14 protein-coding genes are annotated in these 20,507 nt (G+C 70.9%); 7 read left to right on the forward strand and 7 right to left on the reverse strand.

The annotated features are described in order from the left end of the window. Positions 1 to 17: 17 nt before the first annotated feature. The 5 genes from C6Y14_RS37285 to C6Y14_RS37305 form a co-directional block, all read right to left on the reverse strand. Positions 18 to 1,271 carry a styrene monooxygenase/indole monooxygenase family protein gene (locus tag C6Y14_RS37285; protein ID WP_107021330.1) on the reverse strand — a complete coding sequence of 418 codons (1,254 nt, stop codon included), beginning with the start codon at positions 1,269 to 1,271 and terminating at the stop codon, positions 18 to 20. Positions 1,272 to 1,336: 65 nt separating this feature from the next. Next, on the reverse strand, positions 1,337 to 1,999 hold the full coding sequence (locus C6Y14_RS37290) for a GTP-binding protein (protein WP_107021331.1): 663 nt from the start codon (positions 1,997 to 1,999) through the stop codon (positions 1,337 to 1,339). Further along, on the reverse strand, positions 1,980 to 2,396 hold the full coding sequence (locus C6Y14_RS37295; protein ID WP_107021332.1) for a DUF742 domain-containing protein: 417 nt from the start codon (positions 2,394 to 2,396) through the stop codon (positions 1,980 to 1,982). The genes C6Y14_RS37290 and C6Y14_RS37295 overlap by 20 nt, the downstream gene beginning before the upstream one ends. Then, entirely contained in the window at positions 2,393 to 2,893 is a 501-nt protein-coding gene (locus C6Y14_RS37300) for a roadblock/LC7 domain-containing protein (protein WP_107021333.1), read from the reverse strand. Before C6Y14_RS37300 ends, C6Y14_RS37295 begins: the two co-directional genes overlap by 4 nt. Then, positions 2,890 to 6,012 carry a sensor histidine kinase gene (locus C6Y14_RS37305; RefSeq protein ID WP_107021334.1) on the reverse strand — a complete coding sequence of 1,041 codons (3,123 nt, stop codon included), beginning with the start codon at positions 6,010 to 6,012 and terminating at the stop codon, positions 2,890 to 2,892. Before C6Y14_RS37305 ends, C6Y14_RS37300 begins: the two co-directional genes overlap by 4 nt. Positions 6,013 to 6,368: 356 nt before the next feature. Here C6Y14_RS37305 and C6Y14_RS37310 point away from each other — a divergent pair, with 356 nt between their 5' ends. Further along, positions 6,369 to 7,154, forward strand: coding sequence for a hypothetical protein (locus C6Y14_RS37310; RefSeq protein WP_107021335.1), 786 nt, complete (start codon positions 6,369 to 6,371; stop codon positions 7,152 to 7,154). 298 nt (positions 7,155 to 7,452) lie between these two features. Here the strand turns inward: C6Y14_RS37310 and C6Y14_RS37320 are convergent, their stop codons facing one another. Next, positions 7,453 to 7,992 (reverse strand): MarR family winged helix-turn-helix transcriptional regulator, encoded by a 540-nt coding sequence (locus C6Y14_RS37320; RefSeq protein WP_107021427.1) that lies wholly within the window; start codon positions 7,990 to 7,992, stop codon positions 7,453 to 7,455. 242 nt (positions 7,993 to 8,234) lie between these two features. Here C6Y14_RS37320 and C6Y14_RS37325 point away from each other — a divergent pair, with 242 nt between their 5' ends. Continuing rightward, on the forward strand, positions 8,235 to 9,089 hold the full coding sequence (locus tag C6Y14_RS37325; RefSeq protein WP_107021337.1) for a lysozyme: 855 nt from the start codon (positions 8,235 to 8,237) through the stop codon (positions 9,087 to 9,089). A gap of 140 nt (positions 9,090 to 9,229) precedes the next feature. On the opposite strand, the gene lon is transcribed toward C6Y14_RS37325, so the two are convergent. Beyond that, complete coding sequence (gene lon / locus C6Y14_RS37330) at positions 9,230 to 11,647, reverse strand: endopeptidase La (RefSeq protein ID WP_107021338.1); 2,418 nt, start codon at positions 11,645 to 11,647, stop codon at positions 9,230 to 9,232. Positions 11,648 to 11,841: 194 nt separating this feature from the next. On the opposite strand from lon, the gene C6Y14_RS37335 reads away from it, so the two are divergent. The 5 genes from C6Y14_RS37335 to C6Y14_RS37360 all read left to right on the forward strand — a co-directional run bounded on the left by C6Y14_RS37335 (position 11,842) and on the right by C6Y14_RS37360 (position 20,472). Then, positions 11,842 to 12,780, forward strand: coding sequence for a hypothetical protein (locus C6Y14_RS37335; protein ID WP_107021339.1), 939 nt, complete (start codon positions 11,842 to 11,844; stop codon positions 12,778 to 12,780). Between the two features lie 408 nt (positions 12,781 to 13,188). Further along, positions 13,189 to 13,875 (forward strand): spermine/spermidine synthase domain-containing protein, encoded by a 687-nt coding sequence (locus C6Y14_RS37340; protein WP_107021340.1) that lies wholly within the window; start codon positions 13,189 to 13,191, stop codon positions 13,873 to 13,875. Between the two features lie 112 nt (positions 13,876 to 13,987). Continuing rightward, positions 13,988 to 14,725: a response regulator transcription factor gene (locus C6Y14_RS37345; protein ID WP_107021341.1), complete on the forward strand. Its 738-nt coding sequence runs from the start codon at positions 13,988 to 13,990 to the stop codon at positions 14,723 to 14,725. A gap of 521 nt (positions 14,726 to 15,246) precedes the next feature. Then, positions 15,247 to 16,311, forward strand: a complete 1,065-nt coding sequence (locus C6Y14_RS37355; protein WP_107021343.1) for a HAMP domain-containing sensor histidine kinase — start codon at positions 15,247 to 15,249, stop codon at positions 16,309 to 16,311. A 285-nt stretch (positions 16,312 to 16,596) separates the two neighbouring features. Continuing rightward, positions 16,597 to 20,472: a multifunctional oxoglutarate decarboxylase/oxoglutarate dehydrogenase thiamine pyrophosphate-binding subunit/dihydrolipoyllysine-residue succinyltransferase subunit gene (locus C6Y14_RS37360; protein ID WP_159074387.1), complete on the forward strand. Its 3,876-nt coding sequence runs from the start codon at positions 16,597 to 16,599 to the stop codon at positions 20,470 to 20,472. The last annotated feature ends 35 nt before the right edge of the window (positions 20,473 to 20,507 follow it).

Genomic DNA, 20,507 nt, shown 5'->3' on the forward strand with positions numbered 1-20,507 from the left:
CGGCACAGGGGAGGTTCTCAGGCGCCGGTCACAGAGGCCAGATACGCCCCCGTCCTCTCCGGCTCGTAGAAGAAGTTCTCGAAGTCCGAGGGGTCGTTGAAGCCGTTGGCGAAGCGGTCCGCGACGGGCGGCAGCTGACCTGCCGCGCCTATCAGGTTCAGGACGTGCTCCGGGGGCGGGCCGAGCATCGCGTTCGTCCACTTCGTGACGTGCTGGGCCGTGTCCCAGTAGCGCTCGAACGTGGCGCGCATCCACTCCTCGTCGAACTCCTTGTCCCCGTGGCCGAGGATCGAGTCGAGGTACGAGGCGGCGCACTTGGAGGCCGAGTTGGAGCCCTGGCCGGTGATCGGGTCGTTCGCCACGACCACGTCGGCGACGCCGAGGACCAGGCCGCCGCCGGGCAGCCGGCCGACGGGGTTGCGGACGGTGGGCGCGTAGCGGCCGGCCAGCGTGCCGCCCGCGTCGGTGAGTTCGACCTTGGTGGCCCTGGCGTACTCCCACGGCGTGAACCGCTCCATGAGTTCCAGGGTCAGGGAGAGGTGTTCGGCCGGGTCCTTCACACCCTGGAAGGCGTCCAGCGGGCCGCCGGGTATGCCCTCCCAGAAGAGGATGTCCGCGCGGCCGGAGGTGGTGAACGTCGGCATCACGAAGAGCTCGCCGACGCCGGGCACGAGGTTGCAGCGGACCGCGTCGAACTCGGGGTGCTCGGGGCGCGGGCCCAGCCCGTGCACGTACGCGACGGCCAGCGCGCGCTGCGGCTCCGCGTACGGGGAGCGGGAGGCGTCCCGGCCGAACATCGACACCAGTTCGCCCTTGCCCGCCGAGACGAGGACCAGGTCGTACGTACGGGCGAAGTAGTCGAGGTCGGAGACCGCGGCGCCGTGGATGACGAGCTGGCCGCCGCGCTGCGCGAACGTCTCCATCCAGCCGGCCATCTTCACGCGCTGGTCGACCGACTGCGCGTATCCGTCGAGCCTGCCGACCCAGTCGATGGCGCGCTGCGAGGGGCCCGGGTCGAAGGAGCCGGGGGCCGCGACCGAGACGCCGAGTCCTTCGATCTTCGGAGCCTGGGACTCCCAGAAGTTCAGCTGGAGAGCGCGCTCGTTCTCCAGTGCCGTGTGGAACATGCACTGGGTGGACATGACGCGCCCGGTACGGATCTCGTCCGCCGTCCGGTTGGACATCAGGGTGACCTCGTACCCGTTCGACTGGAGTCCGAGGGCGAGCTGGAGTCCGGACTGGCCGGCTCCGACGACGAGTATCTTCCGCATGCGGGTCCTCACTCTGCACTCTGCGTACGCGTACGCCTTGTCGTACGCGTACGCCTTGTTACGCCTTATTCGGGGCTGACGTCGAGCGCGTGGCCCACCAGTGCCAGCAGGCTCTCGACGACCGAGATCCTGCGGCGCGCGTCCATGATCATGACAGGTATGTGCCGGGGGATCGTGAGCGCCTCCCGCACGTCGTCGGGGTCGAACCGCTCACTGCCGTCGAAGTGGTTGACGGCGACGACGTACGGCAGTCCGCAGCTCTCGAAGTAGTCCAGCGCCGGCCAGCAGTCCTTGAGACGGCGGGTGTCGGCGAGGACCACGGCGCCTATCGCCCCGCGCACCAGGTCGTCCCACATGAACCAGAACCGCTGCTGTCCGGGCGTACCGAACAGATACAGCACCAGGTCGTCGTCGAGCGTGATGCGGCCGAAGTCCATGGCCACCGTCGTGGTGGTCTTCTCCGGGGTCGAGCTGAGGTCGTCGGTGCCCTCGCTCGCCTGTGTCATCAGCGCCTCCGTCTGGAGAGGCGTGATCTCGGAGACGGCGGTGACGAGGGTGGTCTTGCCCACCCCGAAGCCACCCGCCACCACGATCTTCGTGGCGATCGGCGCGCGGGTCCGATCCTTCTGCCAGGCTTTCAACTCCTCGTCGGGCTCCACGACTTCGGGGAGGCCGGACGATCGGGAGACATCCGAGACGCGGGAGACGTCAGAGACGACGGAGTCCACTCAGCACCCTTTCCAGCAGAGCACGGTCCGGCTGTCCCGGGCCGTGACCTGTTCCGTACACACGGATCTTGCCCTGGTCCGCCAGGTCGCTGAGGAGCACCCGGACCACACCGAGCGGCATCTTCAGAAGGGCCGCGACCTCGGCCACCGTACGCATCCGGCGGCAGAGTTCGACGATGGCCCTCATCTCCGGCATCACCCGGGTGGAGAGTGAACCATTCTCCAGTTCACGCCGCTCATCCGGGGCCTCCAGTGCGGCCACGAACGTCTCGACGAGCAGCACGTGCCCGAAGCGCGTACGGCCGCCGGTGAGCGAATAGGGGCGTACGCGGGCGGGTTTGCGGTCGCCGCCGCGGACCGGCAGTTTGGGCGTGCCGTGCGCGTTCGCGTCGCTCACTTGGCCGTCTCCATCGTCGTGGCCTCAAGCGACTGGCGCAGCTCGCTGCGGAGTTCGGGAGTCAGGACGTGTCCGGCGCGGCCCACGAAGAGCGCCATGTGGTACGCGACGACGCTCATGTCGCAGTCGGGGGCGCCGTGCACGCCGAGCAGCGAACCGTCGCTGATCGACATGACGAAGAGTCCGCCCTCCTCCATCGCGACCATCGTCTGCTTGACCGTGCCGCCGTCCATCAGCTTCGCGGCGCCGATGGCGAGGCTGCCGATGCCGGAGACGATGGTGGCCAGGTCCGCCGCGGACCCTCGGGGACCCGAGGGTCTCCCCTCGTCCTGCCGCGCCTGCGCGTTTCTCCCGGGGTCGGAGGAGAGGAGCAGCAGGCCGTCGGAGGAGACCACCGCGACCGACAGGAGGCCCGGCACCTCCTCGACGAGGTTCGTCAGCAGCCAGTGCAGGTTGCGGGCTTCATGGCTCAGTCCGAAGGTGCTGGACGCGGTCAACTGCTTGCCTCCTCGACGGTGTCCCCCTTGGTTTCTACGGCATGTGCGGCGGGCGTCTGCAGCTCCGACGTCTGTTCGGCGATCTCCGCTTCGACATCGCGGCGGCCCTCACTGGCGCCCTGGTGGAACCCGCCGAGACGGCGGCGCAGTGCCTCGGCGTCGACAGGCGCGCGGCGCGGGCCGGCGACCGGCGCGGGCGCGGCGATCCGCGGGGTCCGCTTGGGCAGCCCCTTGTCGGTGATCGGCTCCGCCGACTCCGGCGACGTCTGTACGTCGTCCGGGGCACGCTCGTGGGAATCGGGACCGATGGCGTACGGGTCGGGGGCGCGGTTGCCTCCGGCGCGGTGGTCCTTGGTGGCCTGGGCCGGAAGCCGGACCGCCGGGGCGTCCGCCGGCGACGCGACGCCGCGCTCAGCGGACTCGTCCGCCGTGCCGGACCCGGCGGCCTCGTCCGCCGGAGACACGGCGTGCTCGGGAGACACGGGAGGCACAGGAGACACGGCAGGCACGGCAGGCACCGGGGCCATGAGGACCATGGTGGTCTCGGGACCGGCGGGCTGATCCGGCTCCGGCACGACGGAATCAGCCGCCTCCGGGACGGCGGGCTCGGCGGTGGCCGCAGGCTCGGCGGGAGCCGCGGACTCGCCGACGACAGTCGGCTCGGGCGTGGTGGTCGGCTCGGGCGCGGCAGCCGGGTCGGGCGTGGCGGTCAGATCGGGCGCGGCAGCCGGGTCGGGCGTGGCGGTCGACCCGGGCGTGGCAGCCGCCCCGTCCGTGGTGGCCGTATCCGCCGCCCCGTCCGGAGTGGTCGTACCCGCCGGGCCGTCCGTCTCGCGCAGGGTGTCCTCCGCTGCCGCGATCAGCGGGTCGCGGCCCTGGCGGCCGTACAGGACGTTGGAGTTGACCTCGGCGTCCGCTCCCGGCAGGGACATCGCGGCGGCGCCCCCGGGCGTGCGGGCGGTGGTCGCCTGGGGGACGGCCACGGTCGGCGCGGCGGCGAGCAGCGCCTTGGGCAGGACCACGACGGCCGTGATGCCGCCCTGCTTCTGCTCGCGCAACTGGACGCGTACACCGTGCCGGTGGGCGAGCCGGGCCACCACGTACAGGCCGAGCCCGAGGCCCTCGCCGCTCTCCTCGTCGTACGGGTCCTCGGCGTCGAAGGCCGCGAGGCGCGTGTTGAGCCGCTCCAGGCGTTCGCCGGTCATGCCGATGCCCTCGTCCTGGACGGAGAGCATGACCTCGCCGCTCTCCAGGAGCCAGCCGGACACCTCGACGGGGATGTCGGGCGGCGAGAACGAGGAGGCGTTCTCCAGGAGTTCGGCCACCAGGTGGCTGATGTCGTCCGCCGCGAACCCGGCGAGGTGCGCGTGCGGCGGCAGCGCGGAGATCCGGACGCGCTCGTAGCGTTCGACCTCGCTGACGGCGGCGCGGACGACGTCGACCAGCGGGACGGGGCCGGGGTGCTGGTGGCCGTGCTCCGCGCCCGCGAGGACCAGCAGGTTCTCGCTGTGGCGGCGCATGACGGTGGCGAAGTGGTCGAGCTTGAAGAGCGTGGCGAGGCGCTCGGGGTCCTGCTCGCGCTCTTCGAGCCCCTCGATGACACCGAGCTGCCGTTCGACCAGGCCCAGGGTGCGCAGGGCCAGGCTGACGTAGGTGCCGTGGATGTTCTGCCGGACCTGCTCCAGACGGGCGGTGGCCTCGGCGAGTTCGGTACGGAACCTGTCGCGTTCGTCGGCCATCTTCTGGCGCTGGCCGATGAGGTGCTTGCGGTCGCCCTCCAGCGTGCCGAGGCGTTCCTGGAGTGCGAGGGCGTGCGTGTGGAGCGTGTTGACGGAGCGCACGACCTGCGCGAACTCGTCGTTGCGGCCGGTGAACTTGACCGGGTCGCCGGTGCCGGGCTCGGCGGCCAGCCGGGCCGAACCGCGGCGCAGCACGGACAGCGGGCGCGTGAGCGACCGGGCCATGCCGGTGGAGACGCCGACGGCGAGCAGCATGAGCGCGCCGAGGATCGCGACGCGGATCTCCAGCGCGGTGACGTCGTCGTCGCGCAGCTGGGCGAGTTCCTCGGCGCGCTGGGTGTTGAGGGACGCCTCGACCCCGCGCATCAGCTCGACGCGGGAGGAGAGCGCCGCGTCCAGCTTCTTGGTGCTGGTGGCCAGTTCGTCGTCGGAGAGCGTGGGCTGGTCCGCAAGGCCCGCCAGATACTTCTCGGCGGACGCGACATCCGGCCCGTTGACCGTGGAGTCGTACGAGGTCCGGTCCGCCTTGGGTGCCGTGCCGGCGAAGTCGGCGAGGGCGGCCTGCTCACGGACGTTGGCCTGCTGGGCCGCGGCGGTGAGCGCGTCGCGCTGCTTCGTCGCGGCGGCCGACGACGTGGTGGTCGTGGTGGGCAGACCCGTGATGGGGTCGGTGGTGGTCTGCTTGCTGGTGGGCACGCTCAGCGCGGCGAGCAGCAGACCACGGGTGGAGGCCGCCTGCTGGACGGCGGTGTCGAGGTCGGCGAGGGCGTGCGCGCCGGAGCCCGCGCGGGGCGGAATCTTCTCGGCGAGGTCCTCGGCGAGAGCGTGGAGTTCGGTGAGGGCCGTCGAGTACGCCTGGTGCGCTTCGAGGGCGCTGCTCTCCCCGGTGAGCGCCGACCTGCGGACGGCGGCGATCGCGTCGAGCGTCTTGAGGAAGGACGCGGGGGCGTCCGCCTCGACGGCGGCGACGCGCAGCTCGTCGGCCTGGCGGTCCACGCGGGCGCTGCGGCGCTCCGAGGGGGCCTCGCCCTTGGGCCGGCCGGCCGCGAGGTACGCGGTGACCTCGTCGCGTTCGTCGGCGAGCGAGTGTGCGAGGGCCAGGGCGTCCTGGGTCCGCTCGGCCGACGTCACCAGGTTCTGGGAGTCGTTCAGTTCCCCGGAGGCGGCGATCACGGACGGAGCACCCGCTCCGGCGATCGCGGCGGCCACGACGGCGACGGCGACGATCAGCCGACTGCGTACGTGAGCGGGCCGACCTCGTCCCGCGGGGTCCGGAGTGTCCTGCGGTGCCGGTGAGTTCGGGGTGTGCCCTGAGGCTCCACCCGAGGCCGGCTGCCTGCCTTTGCGCCGAGGCCGCATTTTCTGCACCGGTGCTCGCATTCTTGACTCGTGTCCCCATGGGCCCGGGTGACGATCCGTCAACTCGCGTGTCGTCCCGGTTCGGCTCCCGACCTTCCCAGTGCCGGTGGGCAGTGGTCGCGCATCGCCTGACCCGCCACACGAAGGAGTGAACATCGCCGGGGAGCGGCCCGGCAAGTTCCCCTGGCGCGTGCGACACCCCTGCGGGGCAGGCCGGTTGGACGTCCACGGCAACCGATGGCAGGATGCGCCGCCACGCTTCGCCGGAGTCGGTGAATCCGTCGCAAAACAGGCGCCTGACCTGCTTGTCCGGACCATTTGACCGACGGTTGCCAGCCTTTGGTGAAGCTCGTGAAGGGGTCGTGCAGACTGGCCGGATGCGCTCGGAACTGATCTCGGTACCCGGTGACCCCACCCGCCCCGACGAGGACTACGCATCGGTCGGGCTTCCCGCCTCCGGACAAGGCGGTTCGATCGTCGTCCTCGACGGTGTGACGCCTCCCGCGACGGACCAGGGCTGTCTGCATTCCGTCCCCTGGTTCACCGCCCGGCTCGGTGGCGCGTTGCATGAACTGTCCGTTTCACGACGAGATCTGACACTCGCTGAGGTCTTGGGACACGCCATCGCCCGTACCGCCGACGCACATCGGGCAACCTGTGACCTTTCTCACCCGCGCACCCCGCAGGCAACGGTGGTGCTGGCGCGCTGGTCAGAGGCGTTGGTCGAGTACCTGGTGCTCTCCGACTCGGCGCTGCTCATCGAGTCGCCGGCGGGCGCGGTCATCCCCGTCCTCGACGACCGCCTCTCGCGGGTCCCGCACGCCACGCTGAGGTCGGCCGCGGCGACGGACGCGATCCTGCGCAACAAGGAGGGCGGCTTCTTCACGGCCGCGGCGGATCCCTCCGTGGCGTCCCGCGCCGTCACGGGCACGCTCCCCCGCTCCGAGGTGCGCGCCCTCACGGCGCTCACGGACGGCGCGACGCGCTGGGTGGAGAAGTTCGGCGAGGGCGACTGGACGGACCTGTTCACCCTGATCCGCAAGGAGGGCGGCCGCTCCCTCATCGACCGGGTCCGCACCCTGGAACGCGCGGAAACTGCCGCCACCTACCTGGGCCGGTCCAAGCCCCACGACGACGCGACGGTGGTGTACGCGGAGCTGTGATCACGCCGCTCCGCGCCACGGCGTGGCGTGGCGTGGCGTGGACCCGTGGTCGGGTGCGGGTGCGCCGTGGCTGGTCGCGCAGTTCCCCGCGCCCCTGAAAACCCAAAAGACTGCGCCGTTCCCCGCGCCCCTGAGCGGGACGGGGCGCAGCCCCTCCCCGAGGGGCGCGGGGAACTGCGCGACCGGCCCCCACCGCCCCCGCACCCGACACACGACCCGTCTTTCAGGGGCGCGGGGAACTGCGCGACCGGCCACAACGGACCCGCAGCCGACCCTCAACCCCCAACCCCCCAACCCTTCAGCCCCGCTCGACCCCCCTGTTGAGCCGGTGCAACAACCGCGCCAGCTCAGCCACTTCCCCCCGGTCCCAGTTCGCCAACTCGCGCACGTACCGAGCCCGTCGAGCGTCCCGCACCGTCCCGAACCGCTCCCGCCCCACGTCAGTGAGATGCACGAGCCAGGCCCGCCCGTCCGCGGGATCAGGCTCCCGGGCGACCAGCCCCAACTCCTCCAGCGCCCGCAGCTGCCGAGACATCGTGGCCTTGCCGACCCCGATGTACGCGGCAAGCTCCGTCGCCCGCTGCCGCCCCCGCTCCTCCAGCCGCACGAGCAGCCCGTATGCGGAGGACTCCAGATCGGGATGCACCTCGCGCACCATCTCCCCGGAGGACGCCCGTGCCCGCCTCAGCAGCACGGTCAGCTCACGCTCCAGCGCCAGGAACTCCTGGTCCGCAGGTCCGTGGTCCGCAGGACCCTGATCCACAGGACCGTGGCCCACAGGACCGTGGTCCACACCACTCCCCGGAACGCCGGATCCCGCCCGATGCCCCTCGCCCATACCGCCCTCGTGCACGTCAGCACCCATGACCCGGTTTCCCGATCCTGAAAGTTTCCGCCAAAGACCGCCATTGCCGCAGCTCGGCCAGTATTTCGCAGGATTAGACCAACGGCAGCCGCCGAGCCCTCTTTCCGCCGCTCGCCCGCGTGCGTAGCTTCTTCAACAAGTACCCGCATGGCATGCCCACGCCACGTCATGGACCACCCTCACCCGGGCACCACCGAGCCTTCGGAGGCACGAACATGTCCGTGCACACATCCGGAACGGCCCACCGCTCGCGCGCACGCGTCCACCTCAGAACGCGCCTCGGCGCGATGGGCATCCTGCTCCTGTCCCTCTCCCTGTCCCTCTCCGCCCTCATCGCCCGTCCCGCCCACGCGGCCGACGTCCCGGCCCGCGGCTCCGCGTACATGGGCATGGGCGTCATCCCGCACGACGGCCAGGACGGCCTGCCGACCCCCGGCGACGCCACCCAGACAGAGGGCGTCGACGTCAGCAGCCACCAGGGCAACGTCGCCTGGTCGACCCTGTGGAGCAGCGGGGTCAAATGGGCCTATGTGAAGGCCACCGAGGGGACGTACTACACGAACCCCTACTTCACCCAGCAGTACAACGGCTCGTACAACGTCGGCATGATCCGCGGCGCGTACCACTTCGCGACCCCCGACACGACGAGCGGCGCCGCCCAGGCCAACTACTTCGTGAACAACGGCGGCGGCTGGTCGAAGGACGGCAAGACGCTGCCGGGCGCGCTCGACATCGAGTGGAACCCGTACGGGGCGGCCTGCTACGGCAAGACGCAGAGCGCGATGGTCACCTGGATCCGCGACTTCCTGAACCAGTACAAGGCCCGCACCGGCCGTGACGCCGTCATCTACTCGGCCACCAGCTGGTGGACCCAGTGCACCGGGAACTACTCCGGTTTCGCCTCCGCCAACCCGCTCTGGATCGCCCGCTACGCCTCGGCGGTGGGCACGCTCCCGGCGGGCTGGAGCTACTACACGATGTGGCAGTACACGTCCTCCGGCCCAACGGTCGGCGACCACAACAAGTTCAACGGCGCCCTCGACCGCGTGGTGGCACTCGCCAACGGCTGATCCGCATCGCCCGTACGTACCCGTACGTACGCGGAAGGCCCGGACCCCTCACGAAGAGGGGCCCGGGCCCTACCCGACCGATGGCGTCCGTCACTGCGCCACCGGAGTCCGTGCCACGCGGCTCACACGGGCCGCACGGCTCACGCCGCCAGCGGAACCTCCGTCGCCGCGCCGTTCGTCGCCGGCGCCAGCGCAAGTTCCAGGACCTGGCGGACGTCCGTCACCGCGTGGACGTCGAGCTTCTCCAGGACCTCGGCCGGTACATCGTCCAGGTCGGCCTCGTTGCGCTTCGGGATGATCACCGTGGTGACACCCGCCCGGTGCGCGGCGAGCAGCTTCTGCTTGACGCCGCCGATCGGCAGCACCCGCCCGGTGAGCGAGACCTCACCCGTCATGGCCACGTCGGTACGGACCAGGCGGCCGGAGAGCAGCGAGGCCAGTGCGGTCGTCATCGTGACACCCGCGCTCGGGCCGTCCTTCGGCACCGCGCCCGCCGGGAAGTGGATGTGCACGCCCCGGTCCTTGAGGTCGGCGACAGGCAGTTCCAGTTCGGCGCCGTGCGAGCGCAGGAAGGAGAGCGCGATCTGCGCCGACTCCTTCATCACGTCGCCCAGCTGACCGGTGAGGGTCAGTCCCGCCGCGCCCGTCTCCGGGTCGGCGAGCGACGCCTCGACGAAGAGGACGTCACCACCGGCGCCGGTGACCGCGAGGCCGGTCGCCACACCGGGCACCGCCGTGCGGCGCTCGGCCGGGTCCTGGGCGGACTCGGGCACGTGGTGCGGCCTGCCGATCAGCGCGCGCAGATCGTCCGCGCCGACCGTGAACGGCAGCTTCCGCTCGCCGAGTTCGTGCTGCGCCGCGATCTTGCGGAGCAGCCGTGCGACGGACCGCTCCAGGTTCCGTACGCCCGCCTCGCGGGTGTACTCGCCCGCCAGCCTGCGCAGCGCGCTCTCGTCGAGGGTGACCTCCGCCTTCTCCAGTCCCGCCCGCTCCAGCTGGCGCGGGAGCAGGTGGTCGCGGGCGATGACGACCTTCTCGTCCTCGGTGTACCCGTCGAGCCGCACCAGTTCCATGCGGTCGAGCAGGGCCTCCGGGATGGCCTCCAGCACGTTGGCCGTGGCGAGGAAGACGACGTCGCTCAGGTCCAGCTCGACCTCCAGGTAGTGGTCCCGGAAGGTGTGGTTCTGGGCCGGGTCGAGGACTTCGAGGAGGGCCGCCGCCGGGTCGCCCCGGAAGTCGGAGCCCACCTTGTCGATCTCGTCGAGCAGGACCACCGGGTTCATGGACCCGGCCTCCTTGATCGCCCGTACGATCCGGCCGGGCAGCGCGCCGACGTACGTACGCCGGTGCCCGCGGATCTCCGCCTCGTCCCGTACGCCACCGAGGGCGACCCGGACGAACTTGCGCCCCATGGCGTGCGCGACCGACTCACCAAGGCTCGTCTTGCCGACGCCGGGAGGTCCGACGAGCGCGAGCACGGCACCGCCGCGCCGGCCGCCCACGACCCCGAGACCCCGGTCGTTACGGCGCTTGCGGACCGCCAGGTACTCGGTGATCCGCTCCTTCACGTCGTCCAGACCGGCGTGCTCGGCGTCCAGGACCGTCTTGGCGCCCTGGATGTCGTACTCGTCCTGTGTGCGCTCGTTCCACGGCAGTTCGAGCACGGTGTCGAGCCAGGTGCGGATCCAGGAGCCCTCGGGCGACTGGTCGCTGGAGCGCTCCAGCTTCTCGACCTCCTTGAGCGCGGCCTCGCGGACCTTCTCGGGGAGGTCGGCGGCCTCGACGCGGGCCCGGTAGTCGTCGGACTCCTCGCCCTCGGCCTCGCCGTTCAGCTCGCGCAGCTCCTTGCGCACGGCCTCCAGCTGCCGCCGCAGCAGGAACTCCCGCTGCTGCTTGTCCACACCCTCCTGTACGTCCTTGGCGATGGACTCGGCGACATCCTGCTCGGCGAGGTGCTCACGCAGCTGCTCGGTGGCGAGCTTCAGCCGGGCCACCGGGTCGGAGGTCTCCAGGAGCTCGACCTTCTGGGCGGTCGTCAGGAACGGCGAGTAACCGGAGTTGTCGGCGAGCGCGGACACGTCGTCGATCTGCTGGACGCGGTCCACTACCTGCCAGGCGGCCCGCTTCTTCAGCCAGTTCGTGGCCAGCGCCTTGTACTCCTTGACCAGCTCGGTCACGGAACCGGGCAGCGGGTCCGGCACGGTCTCCTCGACCTGCGTGCCCTCCACCCACAGGGCCGCTCCCGGCCCGGTCGTACCGGCGCCCACACGCACCCGTCCGCGACCGCGGATCAGGGCACCGGGGTCACCGTCGGCGAGGCGCCCGACCTGCTCGACCGTGCCGAGCACCCCCGTGTTCGCGTACGTGCCGTCGATCCGCGGAACAAGAAGCACCCGCGGCTTGCTGGCACCGGTGGAACGGGCTGCTGCCTGCGCGGCCTCCACCGCGGCGCGTACATCGGCGTCGTTCAGGTCCAGGGGCACCACCATGCCGGGCAGCACGACCTCGTCGTCGAGCGGCAGCACGGGCAGAGTGAGCGGTTCGGACGTCAAAGTCATGATCTCCCCTTCGGCATTCAAGTTGAGCTATGCCGACTCAATGCACGTGAGCCTCCGATTGTTCCCTTTCCGCTGTTCGCTGTGAGCGATCGCCTGCTGGACGGGCTGATTACGGGCCCCACGGCCGAACGTCCGGGCGGCTTCCGGCGTCGCAGGAACGTCGTCGACACGTCGATACAACGCCGGGGAGCGTCATGCGGATCAACTTGCTGTTGCGGCTGCTCGTCGCGGGGGGCCTGCTCGCCGGAGCCGCCGGGTGCGGTCAAGGGAGCGCCGGGGACGGCGGTGCCGGCGGCTCCGGCGTCGGGGGCGGTTCGACCCACGGCCCGGAAGGAAGCACCCAACGCGCCCGTGACGTCTCCGAGGCCTGGTCCGGTTCGAAGGCGGCGCGGATCTGGCGCGAGCGGTACTTCCCGATGGACGCCGCCGTCCAGCTTCCCGCGGGTGCCTTCCGCAACGAGGCCGACGAGCGCGCGTACGCCACCCAGAACTTCGAACTCGGCGGCCCGCTCCCCTCCCGCTCGCCGAAGGAGGGTGAGGTCCGCTGGCGTGGCGGCGGCACGCTCGCCCTGCCCGTCTCCTCGGCGCGGGCGGCCTACGAGAAGCTCGCCCGGGGCCGGAACTCCGGCCCCTCCCTCGTCGTGACGGGCGCGCGGCTCGGAACGATGACCCTGTCCACCAGCCGGGGGCCGGCGGCCGTGCCCGCGTGGCTCTTCACGGTCAGGGGGTACGACACCCCGCTCAAGCGGGTCGCGGTCGCGCCCTCCGAACTCCCCCGGCCGCCGGTCGGGCCCGTTGAGCAGACCTCGGACGAGCAGACCTCGGACTTCCTGCTTCCGCTCTCCGGGATTGGGCCGGTGTCGCGGGACGAGGCCGCCGTCACGCTGCGGGCCCAGCACGGTTCCTGCGACAAGGGTCCGCAGGTGGCCGTCCTGGAGACCGCGGACAACGTGGTGTTCTCCGCCGGGGTCCGTGACCGGTCGGACGGCCCGTGCACGTCCGAGATGCGGTCGAAGAAGGTGACGGTGCGGCTCGACCGGCCGGTCGGCGACCGCATGCTCCTCGACGCGTTCACGGGCAGGCCCGTGCCCTACGCCGCGCCGCCGGGCTCCCTGGCACCGTCCTGGAGCTGAACGACGAATCCCGGCACCCGTACCGAAGCCCCTCCCCGGGGGGTCTTATTCGAGTGCGGGCCCGGTGGGGGCTGGCCGCGCAGTTCCCCGCGCCCCTAACGGCACCCGGGCCCACAGATATACGACCACCCCAGCCCCCCAAGGGGCGCGGGGAACGGCGCGCCCAACCCCCACCGAACCCGCACCCGCCACGCCCCGACGACCCTTCAAACCCCCCGCACCCCCAACCCCGCAAGGGGCGCGGGGAACGGCGCGCCCAACCCCCACCGAACACGCACCCGAACCAGCCACGGCCCGACGGCCCTACAGCCCTACAGACCCCCCGCGCTCGCGGCGCCCTTCACATGGACCGCCGCGGCGCGGCGAAAATCCGCTGCCCGGGCAGGCGCGGCTTGCCAGGATGGGGGCATGACCGCGTACGACACCCCGCACGGCAGCCCCGAAGTCATCGACCGCCGCGACGGACCGTACGGCGAGGTCGTGCTGCGCCGTCACGGCGACCTGCTGCAGATCATCGCCAACGGCTGCTTCCTCATGGACACCTCGGACGGCCGCTCGGAGAGGCTGCTGGTGGACGCCGCACTCGGCGCACTGGACGGGCGCCCCGCGCCGGAGATCCTGATCGGCGGCCTCGGCGTGGGCTTCTCCCTCGCCCACGCGGCGGCAGCCCCCCGCTGGGGCCGTATCGCCGTCGCCGAACGGGAACGGGCCATCATCGACTGGCACCGCGCCGGCCCGCTCGCGGAGCTGTCGGCCTCCGCGCTCGCGGACCCGCGTACCGAGATCATCGAGGTCGACCTCGTCGCGCACGTCAATGAGACATCCGACACGTACGACGTACTGTGCCTCGACATCGACAACGGACCCGAGTGGACCGTCACTGAGGGCAACGAGAGCCTGTACTCACGGGCCGGACTCGCCGCGTGTGCAAGGGTGTTGAGGAAAGACGGGGTACTCGCTGTTTGGTCGGCCAAACCTTCGCCTGATTTCGCAAGAACCTTGCGGAATGCCGGGTTCCGACACGTGCGTACCGAAGAGATCCCCGTTGCCCGGGGCGTTCCGGACGTGGTGCATCTCGCGGTAAGACCTGGATAGCCGAGCGACGGTCACTGCCCGTACCCTGCTGCTCTGACGCCGATCATTCAAGCGTCAAGCGCAGTCATGGAATCACCCCACTGGTTCCGGAAAGCACACTCAGGGGCGGGCGATGGAGCAGACACACACCTCGCACAACGGCACGGCGGCCACGCCGGGCGCTCAGCGCCGGGTGCTGGTGGTCGAGGACGATCCGACGATCGTCGACGCCATCGCCGCCCGGCTTCGCGCCGAGGGATTCCTCGTGCAAACAGCGGGTGACGGACCGGCCGCCGTCGACACGGCCGAGGCATGGCAGCCCGACCTGCTGATCCTCGACATCATGCTGCCGGGCTTCGACGGCCTGGAGGTCTGCCGCCGCGTCCAGGCGGCCCGTCCGGTACCGGTGATGATGCTCACCGCCCGCGACGACGAGACGGACATGCTGGTCGGCCTCGGCGTGGGCGCCGACGACTACATGACGAAGCCGTTCTCGATGCGTGAGCTGGCCGCGCGCGTGCACGTACTGTTGCGCCGCGTGGAGCGGGCCGCCCTGGCCGCGTCCACTCCGCGCTCCGGCATCCTGCGCCTCGGCGAGCTGGAGATCGACCACGCCCAGCGCCGGGTCCGGGTGCGCGCCGACGACGTGCACCTGACACCCACCGAGTTCGACCTGCTGGTCTGCCTGGCGAACACGCCCCGCGCTGTCCTCTCGCGCGAGCAGCTGCTGGCCGAGGTCTGGGACTGGGCGGACGCCTCCGGCACGCGGACCGTGGACAGCCACATCAAGGCGCTGCGCCGGAAGATCGGCGCGGAGCGGATCCGTACGGTGCACGGTGTGGGCTACGCGCTGGAGACCCCGACACCCTAGAGTCGGGCACCCTGACCGAGGGGGCGTATGTGATGAGGGGTCTCGGCGTACTGCGCAAGCGCGCCAAGGCGGGCACGGGCCTGATCTCCGGCACGGGTTCCGGCTCTGGTTCCGTACCGGCCGCCGGAGCGGGCCCCGGGGCGGGGCCTGGTCCGGAACCTGGCGCAGGGCCTGTTTCCGGCACGCAGTCCGGTGGCACGTCCGGTGCCGATGCCGGGCCCCATGCCGGCCCCGGCCCCCATGCCGGCCCCGGTCCCTACGCCGACGCCGTTTCCGGCGCGAGTCCGGCGCTGGGCCCCGGTCCCGCTGCCGGCACGGGCGCGGGCGGCTTCGCAGCGACGCGCCCGGCACCGGGTTCCGCGCCGGGTTCCGCGCCGGGTTCCGCGCCGGACGCCGGCGGAACGTCCGGCACGACCTCCGGCGGCGCGACATCCGGCACCACGTCCGGCACGAGCGCGGGCGTCGGCCCGAATGCCGCCCCGGGTACCGGATCCGGCTCGGGTTCGGGATCGTGGGGTGACATGCGCCCCTTCTCCATCAAGACCAAGCTCGGCACGCTGGTCGTCGTCGCCGTCTTCATCACCACCGGTCTGCTGATGATCGCGGTGCGCACCGAGACGGAACTGCGCTTCATTACGGTCTTCTCGATGATCGCGACCCTGCTGATCACCCAGTTCGTGGCGCACTCGATCACCGCCCCGCTGGACGAGATGAACACCGTCGCGCGGGGCATCTCGCACGGCGACTACACCCGCCGGGTCAGGGGCGCCGACCGCCGCGACGAGCTGGGCGACCTGGCCCAGACGATCAACCGCATGGCCGACGACCTGGAGGCCCAGGAACGCCAGCGCAAGGAGCTCGTGGCGAACGTCTCGCACGAGCTGCGTACGCCCATCGCGGGCCTGCGGGCGGTCCTGGAGAACGTGGTGGACGGTGTCTCCGCCGCCGACCCCGAGACGATGCGCACCGCGCTGAAGCAGACGGAGCGCCTCGGCCGGCTGGTGGAGACGCTGCTCGACCTCTCCCGCCTGGACAACGGCGTCGTACCGCTGCGCAAGCGCCGCTTCGAGGTGTGGCCGTACCTGTCGGGCGTGCTCAAGGAGGCCAACATGGTGGCCTCCGCGCGCGCGGGCATCGCGTCCGGCTCCGGGAGCCACACGCGTACGGACGTCCATCTGCACCTCGACGTGTCGCCGCCCGAGCTGGCCGCGCACGCGGACCCGGAGCGGATCCACCAGGTGGTCGCCAACCTCATCGACAACGCGGTCAAGCACAGTCCGCCGCACGGCCGCGTCACGGTGAAGGCCCGGCGCGGCGACGGCCCCGAGTCGCTGGCCCTCGAAGTCCTGGACGAGGGTCCCGGTATCCCGCGCTCGGAGTGGCACCGGGTCTTCGAGCGGTTCAACCGCGGCGGGGTCGTCGCGCCGCACGGGCCGGGCAGCGACGGCGGTACGGGTCTGGGGCTGGCGATCGCCCGCTGGGCGGTCGATCTGCACGGTGGCCGGATCGGCGTGGCCGAATCCGAGCGCGGTTGCCGGATCCAGGTCACTCTTCCGGGAGTGCCCTCGCCGGACAGGTTGACGTAGGGTTCGAAGCGAGAGCCCAAGATCCACGTGATGGGGCAGCAGGACACGTGTCATCGTGCGTTCCTGGCACGGAGGTTCGGCCTTCCGAGGTCGCAGCTCTGAGCGGGCGCGCCCATTTCACATCGGAACCTCGCTTGTTTCCCGCCATTTCGAACGCCGAAACACGCTTTTCGATGTGACTTACGCGACGATGACCAGGCCCGGACTGACCTAGCCGGTCCGGGGGGCGTAGCCTTTATTCCCGCTGTCCATCACCTTGTGAAGCGGAAGAGGGCGGTTGCCGCCGTGTCGCCACAGTCCCCCAGTAACTCATCGAGCGTCTCGACCGAGGACCAGCCCGGGAAGAACCCCGCGGCTGCTTTCGGGCCGAACGAGTGGCTCGTCGACGAGATCTATCAGCAGTACCTCCAGGACCCGAATTCGGTAGACCGAGCCTGGTGGGACTTCTTCGCCGACTACAAGCCCGGCGGCGCGGCCGCCTCGGCTCCGGCGGGTACCGCGGCCGCGGGGGCCGCGGGAACCACCACCGCGCCCAAGGCGGCTCCGGCCGCTCCTGCCGCGCCCCAGCCCCAGGCCCCTCCGGCCCAGGCACAGGCTCCGGCTCAGGCCGCGCCCGCCAAGGCTCCGGCCCCGGCCGCCCAGGCCCAGGCCCAGGCCGCACCGGCTGCCGCGAAGCCCGCGGCTGCCGCACCGGCGAAGGCGGCGGCTCCGGCTGCCGCACCGGCGAAGCCCGCAGCGGCCAAGCCGGCCGCGGCGAAGGCCGCGCCCGCCTCGGAGGCCACCGAGTCTCCGGCGGGGCCGGAATACGTGACGCTGCGCGGCCCGAGCGCCGCGGTCGCGAAGAACATGAACGCTTCCGTCGAGGTCCCCACGGCGACGTCCGTGCGCGCGGTCCCGGTGAAGCTGCTCTTCGACAACCGCATCGTCATCAACAACCACCTGAAGCGTGCCCGGGGCGGGAAGATCTCCTTCACCCACCTCATCGGCTACGCGATGGTGCAGGCCATCAAGGCCATGCCGTCGATGAACTACTCCTTCACGGAGAAGGACGGCAAGCCGACCCTGGTCAAGCCGGAGCACGTGAACTTCGGCCTCGCCATCGACCTGGTGAAGCCCAACGGCGACCGCCAGCTGGTCGTCGCGGGCATCAAGAAGGCCGAGACGCTGAACTTCTTCGAGTTCTGGCAGGCCTACGAGGACATCGTCCGCCGGGCCCGTGACGGCAAGCTGACGATGGACGACTTCACCGGTGTCACGGTCTCGCTGACCAACCCCGGCGGCCTCGGCACCGTCCACTCGGTCCCGCGTCTGATGCCCGGACAGTCGGTCATCATGGGCGTCGGCTCGATGGACTACCCGGCGGAGTTCCAGGGCACCTCCCAGGACACCCTGAACAAGCTCGGCATCGCCAAGGTCATGACGCTCACGTCGACCTACGACCACCGGGTCATCCAGGGCGCCGCGTCCGGCGAGTTCCTGCGCGTCGTCGCGAACTACCTGCTCGGCGAGCAGGGCTTCTACGACGAGATCTTCGAGGCCCTGCGCATTCCGTACGAGCCGGTCCGCTGGCTCAAGGACATCGACGCCTCGCACGACGACGACGTCACGAAGGCCGCCCGCGTCTTCGAGCTGATCCACTCCTACCGGGTCCGCGGCCACGTCATGGCCGACACCGACCCGCTGGAGTACCGCCAGCGCAAGCACCCCGACCTGGACATCACCGAGCACGGGCTCACCCTGTGGGACCTGGAGCGCGAGTTCGCGGTCGGCGGTTTCGCGGGCAAGTCCCTGATGAAGCTGCGCGACATCCTCGGCGTGCTGCGCGACTCGTACTGCCGCACCACGGGCGTCGAGTTCATGCACATCCAGGACCCGAAGCAGCGCCGGTGGATCCAGGACCGTATCGAGCGCCCGCACTCCAAGCCGGAGCGCGAGGAGCAGCTGCGCATCCTGCGCCGGCTGAACGCGGCGGAAGCGTTCGAGACCTTCCTGCAGACGAAGTACGTCGGCCAGAAGCGCTTCTCCCTGGAGGGCGGCGAGTCCGTCATCCCGCTGCTCGACGCGGTGCTCGACTCCGCCGCCGAGTCGCGTCTGGACGAGGTCGTCATCGGCATGGCCCACCGCGGCCGCCTGAACGTCCTCGCGAACATCGTCGGCAAGTCGTACGCGCAGATCTTCCGGGAGTTCGAGGGCAACCTCGACCCGAAGTCGATGCACGGCTCCGGCGACGTCAAGTACCACCTGGGCGCCGAAGGGGTCTTCACGGGCCTCGACGGCGAGCAGATCAGGGTCTCGCTGGCCGCCAACCCCTCGCACCTGGAGGCGGTCGACCCGATCCTGGAGGGCATCGCCCGCGCCAAGCAGGACATCATCAACAAGGGCGGCACGGACTTCACCGTCCTGCCCGTCGCCCTGCACGGTGACGCGGCCTTCGCCGGCCAGGGTGTCGTGGCCGAGACGCTGAACATGTCGCAGCTGCGCGGCTACCGCACCGGCGGCACGGTCCACGTGGTCATCAACAACCAGGTCGGCTTCACCGCCGCCCCGGAGTCGTCGCGTTCGTCCATGTACGCCACGGACGTGGCCCGCATGATCGAGGCCCCGATCTTCCACGTGAACGGCGACGACCCCGAGGCCGTCGTCCGTGTCGCGCGGCTGGCCTTCGAGTTCCGGCAGGCGTTCAACAAGGACGTCGTCATCGACCTCATCTGCTACCGCCGCCGCGGTCACAACGAGTCGGACAACCCGGCGTTCACGCAGCCGCTGATGTACGACCTGATCGACAAGAAGCGCTCGGTGCGCAAGCTCTACACCGAGTCCCTCATCGGTCGCGGCGACATCACGCTGGAAGAGGCCGAGCAGGCGCTGCAGGACTACCAGGGCCAGCTGGAGAAGGTCTTCACGGAGGTCCGCGAGGCCGCGTCCGCGCCGGGCGAGGCGCACGCCCCCGACGTGAAGCCCGAGTTCCCGGTGGCGGTCACCACGGCGATCTCCCAGGAGGTCGTCAAGCGGATCGCCGAGTCCCAGGTCAACATCCCCGAGCGCGTCACCGTCCACCCGCGTCTGCTGCCCCAGCTGCAGCGCCGCGCGGCGATGGTCGAGGACGGCACGATCGACTGGGGCATGGGCGAGACGCTCGCGATCGGCTCCCTGCTCCTGGAGGGCACCCCGGTGCGCCTCTCGGGCCAGGACTCCCGCCGCGGCACGTTCGGCCAGCGCCACGCGGTCCTGATCGACCGGGAGACCGCCGAGGACTTCACCCCTCTCCAGTACCTCTCCGAGGACCAGGCCCGCTACAACTGCTACGACTCGCTCCTCTCCGAGTACGCGGCGATGGGCTTCGAGTACGGCTACTCGCTGGCCCGTCCCGAGTCCCTCGTGATGTGGGAGGCGCAGTTCGGCGACTTCGTCAACGGCGCCCAGACGGTCGTGGACGAGTTCATCTCGTCGGCGGAGCAGAAGTGGGGCCAGACGTCCGGCGTCACCCTGCTCCTCCCGCACGGCTACGAGGGCCAGGGCCCGGACCACTCGTCCGCGCGCCCGGAGCGCTTCCTCCAGATGTGCGCGCAGAACAACATGACGGTCGCCATGCCGACGCTCCCGTCGAACTACTTCCACCTCCTGCGGTGGCAGGTGCACAACCCGCACCACAAGCCGCTGGTGGTCTTCACCCCGAAGTCGATGCTGCGCCTCAAGGCCGCCGCGTCGAAGGCGGAGGAGTTCACGACGGGCGGCTTCCGCCCCGTCATCGGCGACTCGTCGGTGGACCCGGCGGCCGTCAAGAAGGTCGTCTTCACCGCGGGCAAGGTGTACTACGACCTCGACGCCGAGCGTAAGAAGCGCGGCATCACGGACACGGCCGTCATCCGCATCGAGCGCCTGTACCCCCTCCCGGGTGCGGAGCTCCAGGCGGAGATCGCCAAGTACCCGAACGCCGAGAAGTACCTGTGGGCCCAGGAGGAGCCGGCGAACCAGGGCGCGTGGCCGTTCATCGCCCTCAACCTCATCGACCACCTGGACCTGGCGGTCGGCGCGGACGTCCCCCACGGGGAGCGCCTGCGCCGCATCTCCCGCCCGGCGGGCTCGTCCCCGGCGGTCGGCTCGGCGAAGCGCCACCAGGCGGAGCAGGAGCAGCTGGTGCGCGAGGTGTTCGACGCCTGACCGGTCACTGCGTGTACTGACCTGACCGTAGGAAC

The sequence above is a fragment of the Streptomyces dioscori genome (assembly GCF_003024195.1).
GTDB classification, from domain to species: Bacteria; Actinomycetota; Actinomycetes; order Streptomycetales; family Streptomycetaceae; genus Streptomyces; species Streptomyces dioscori.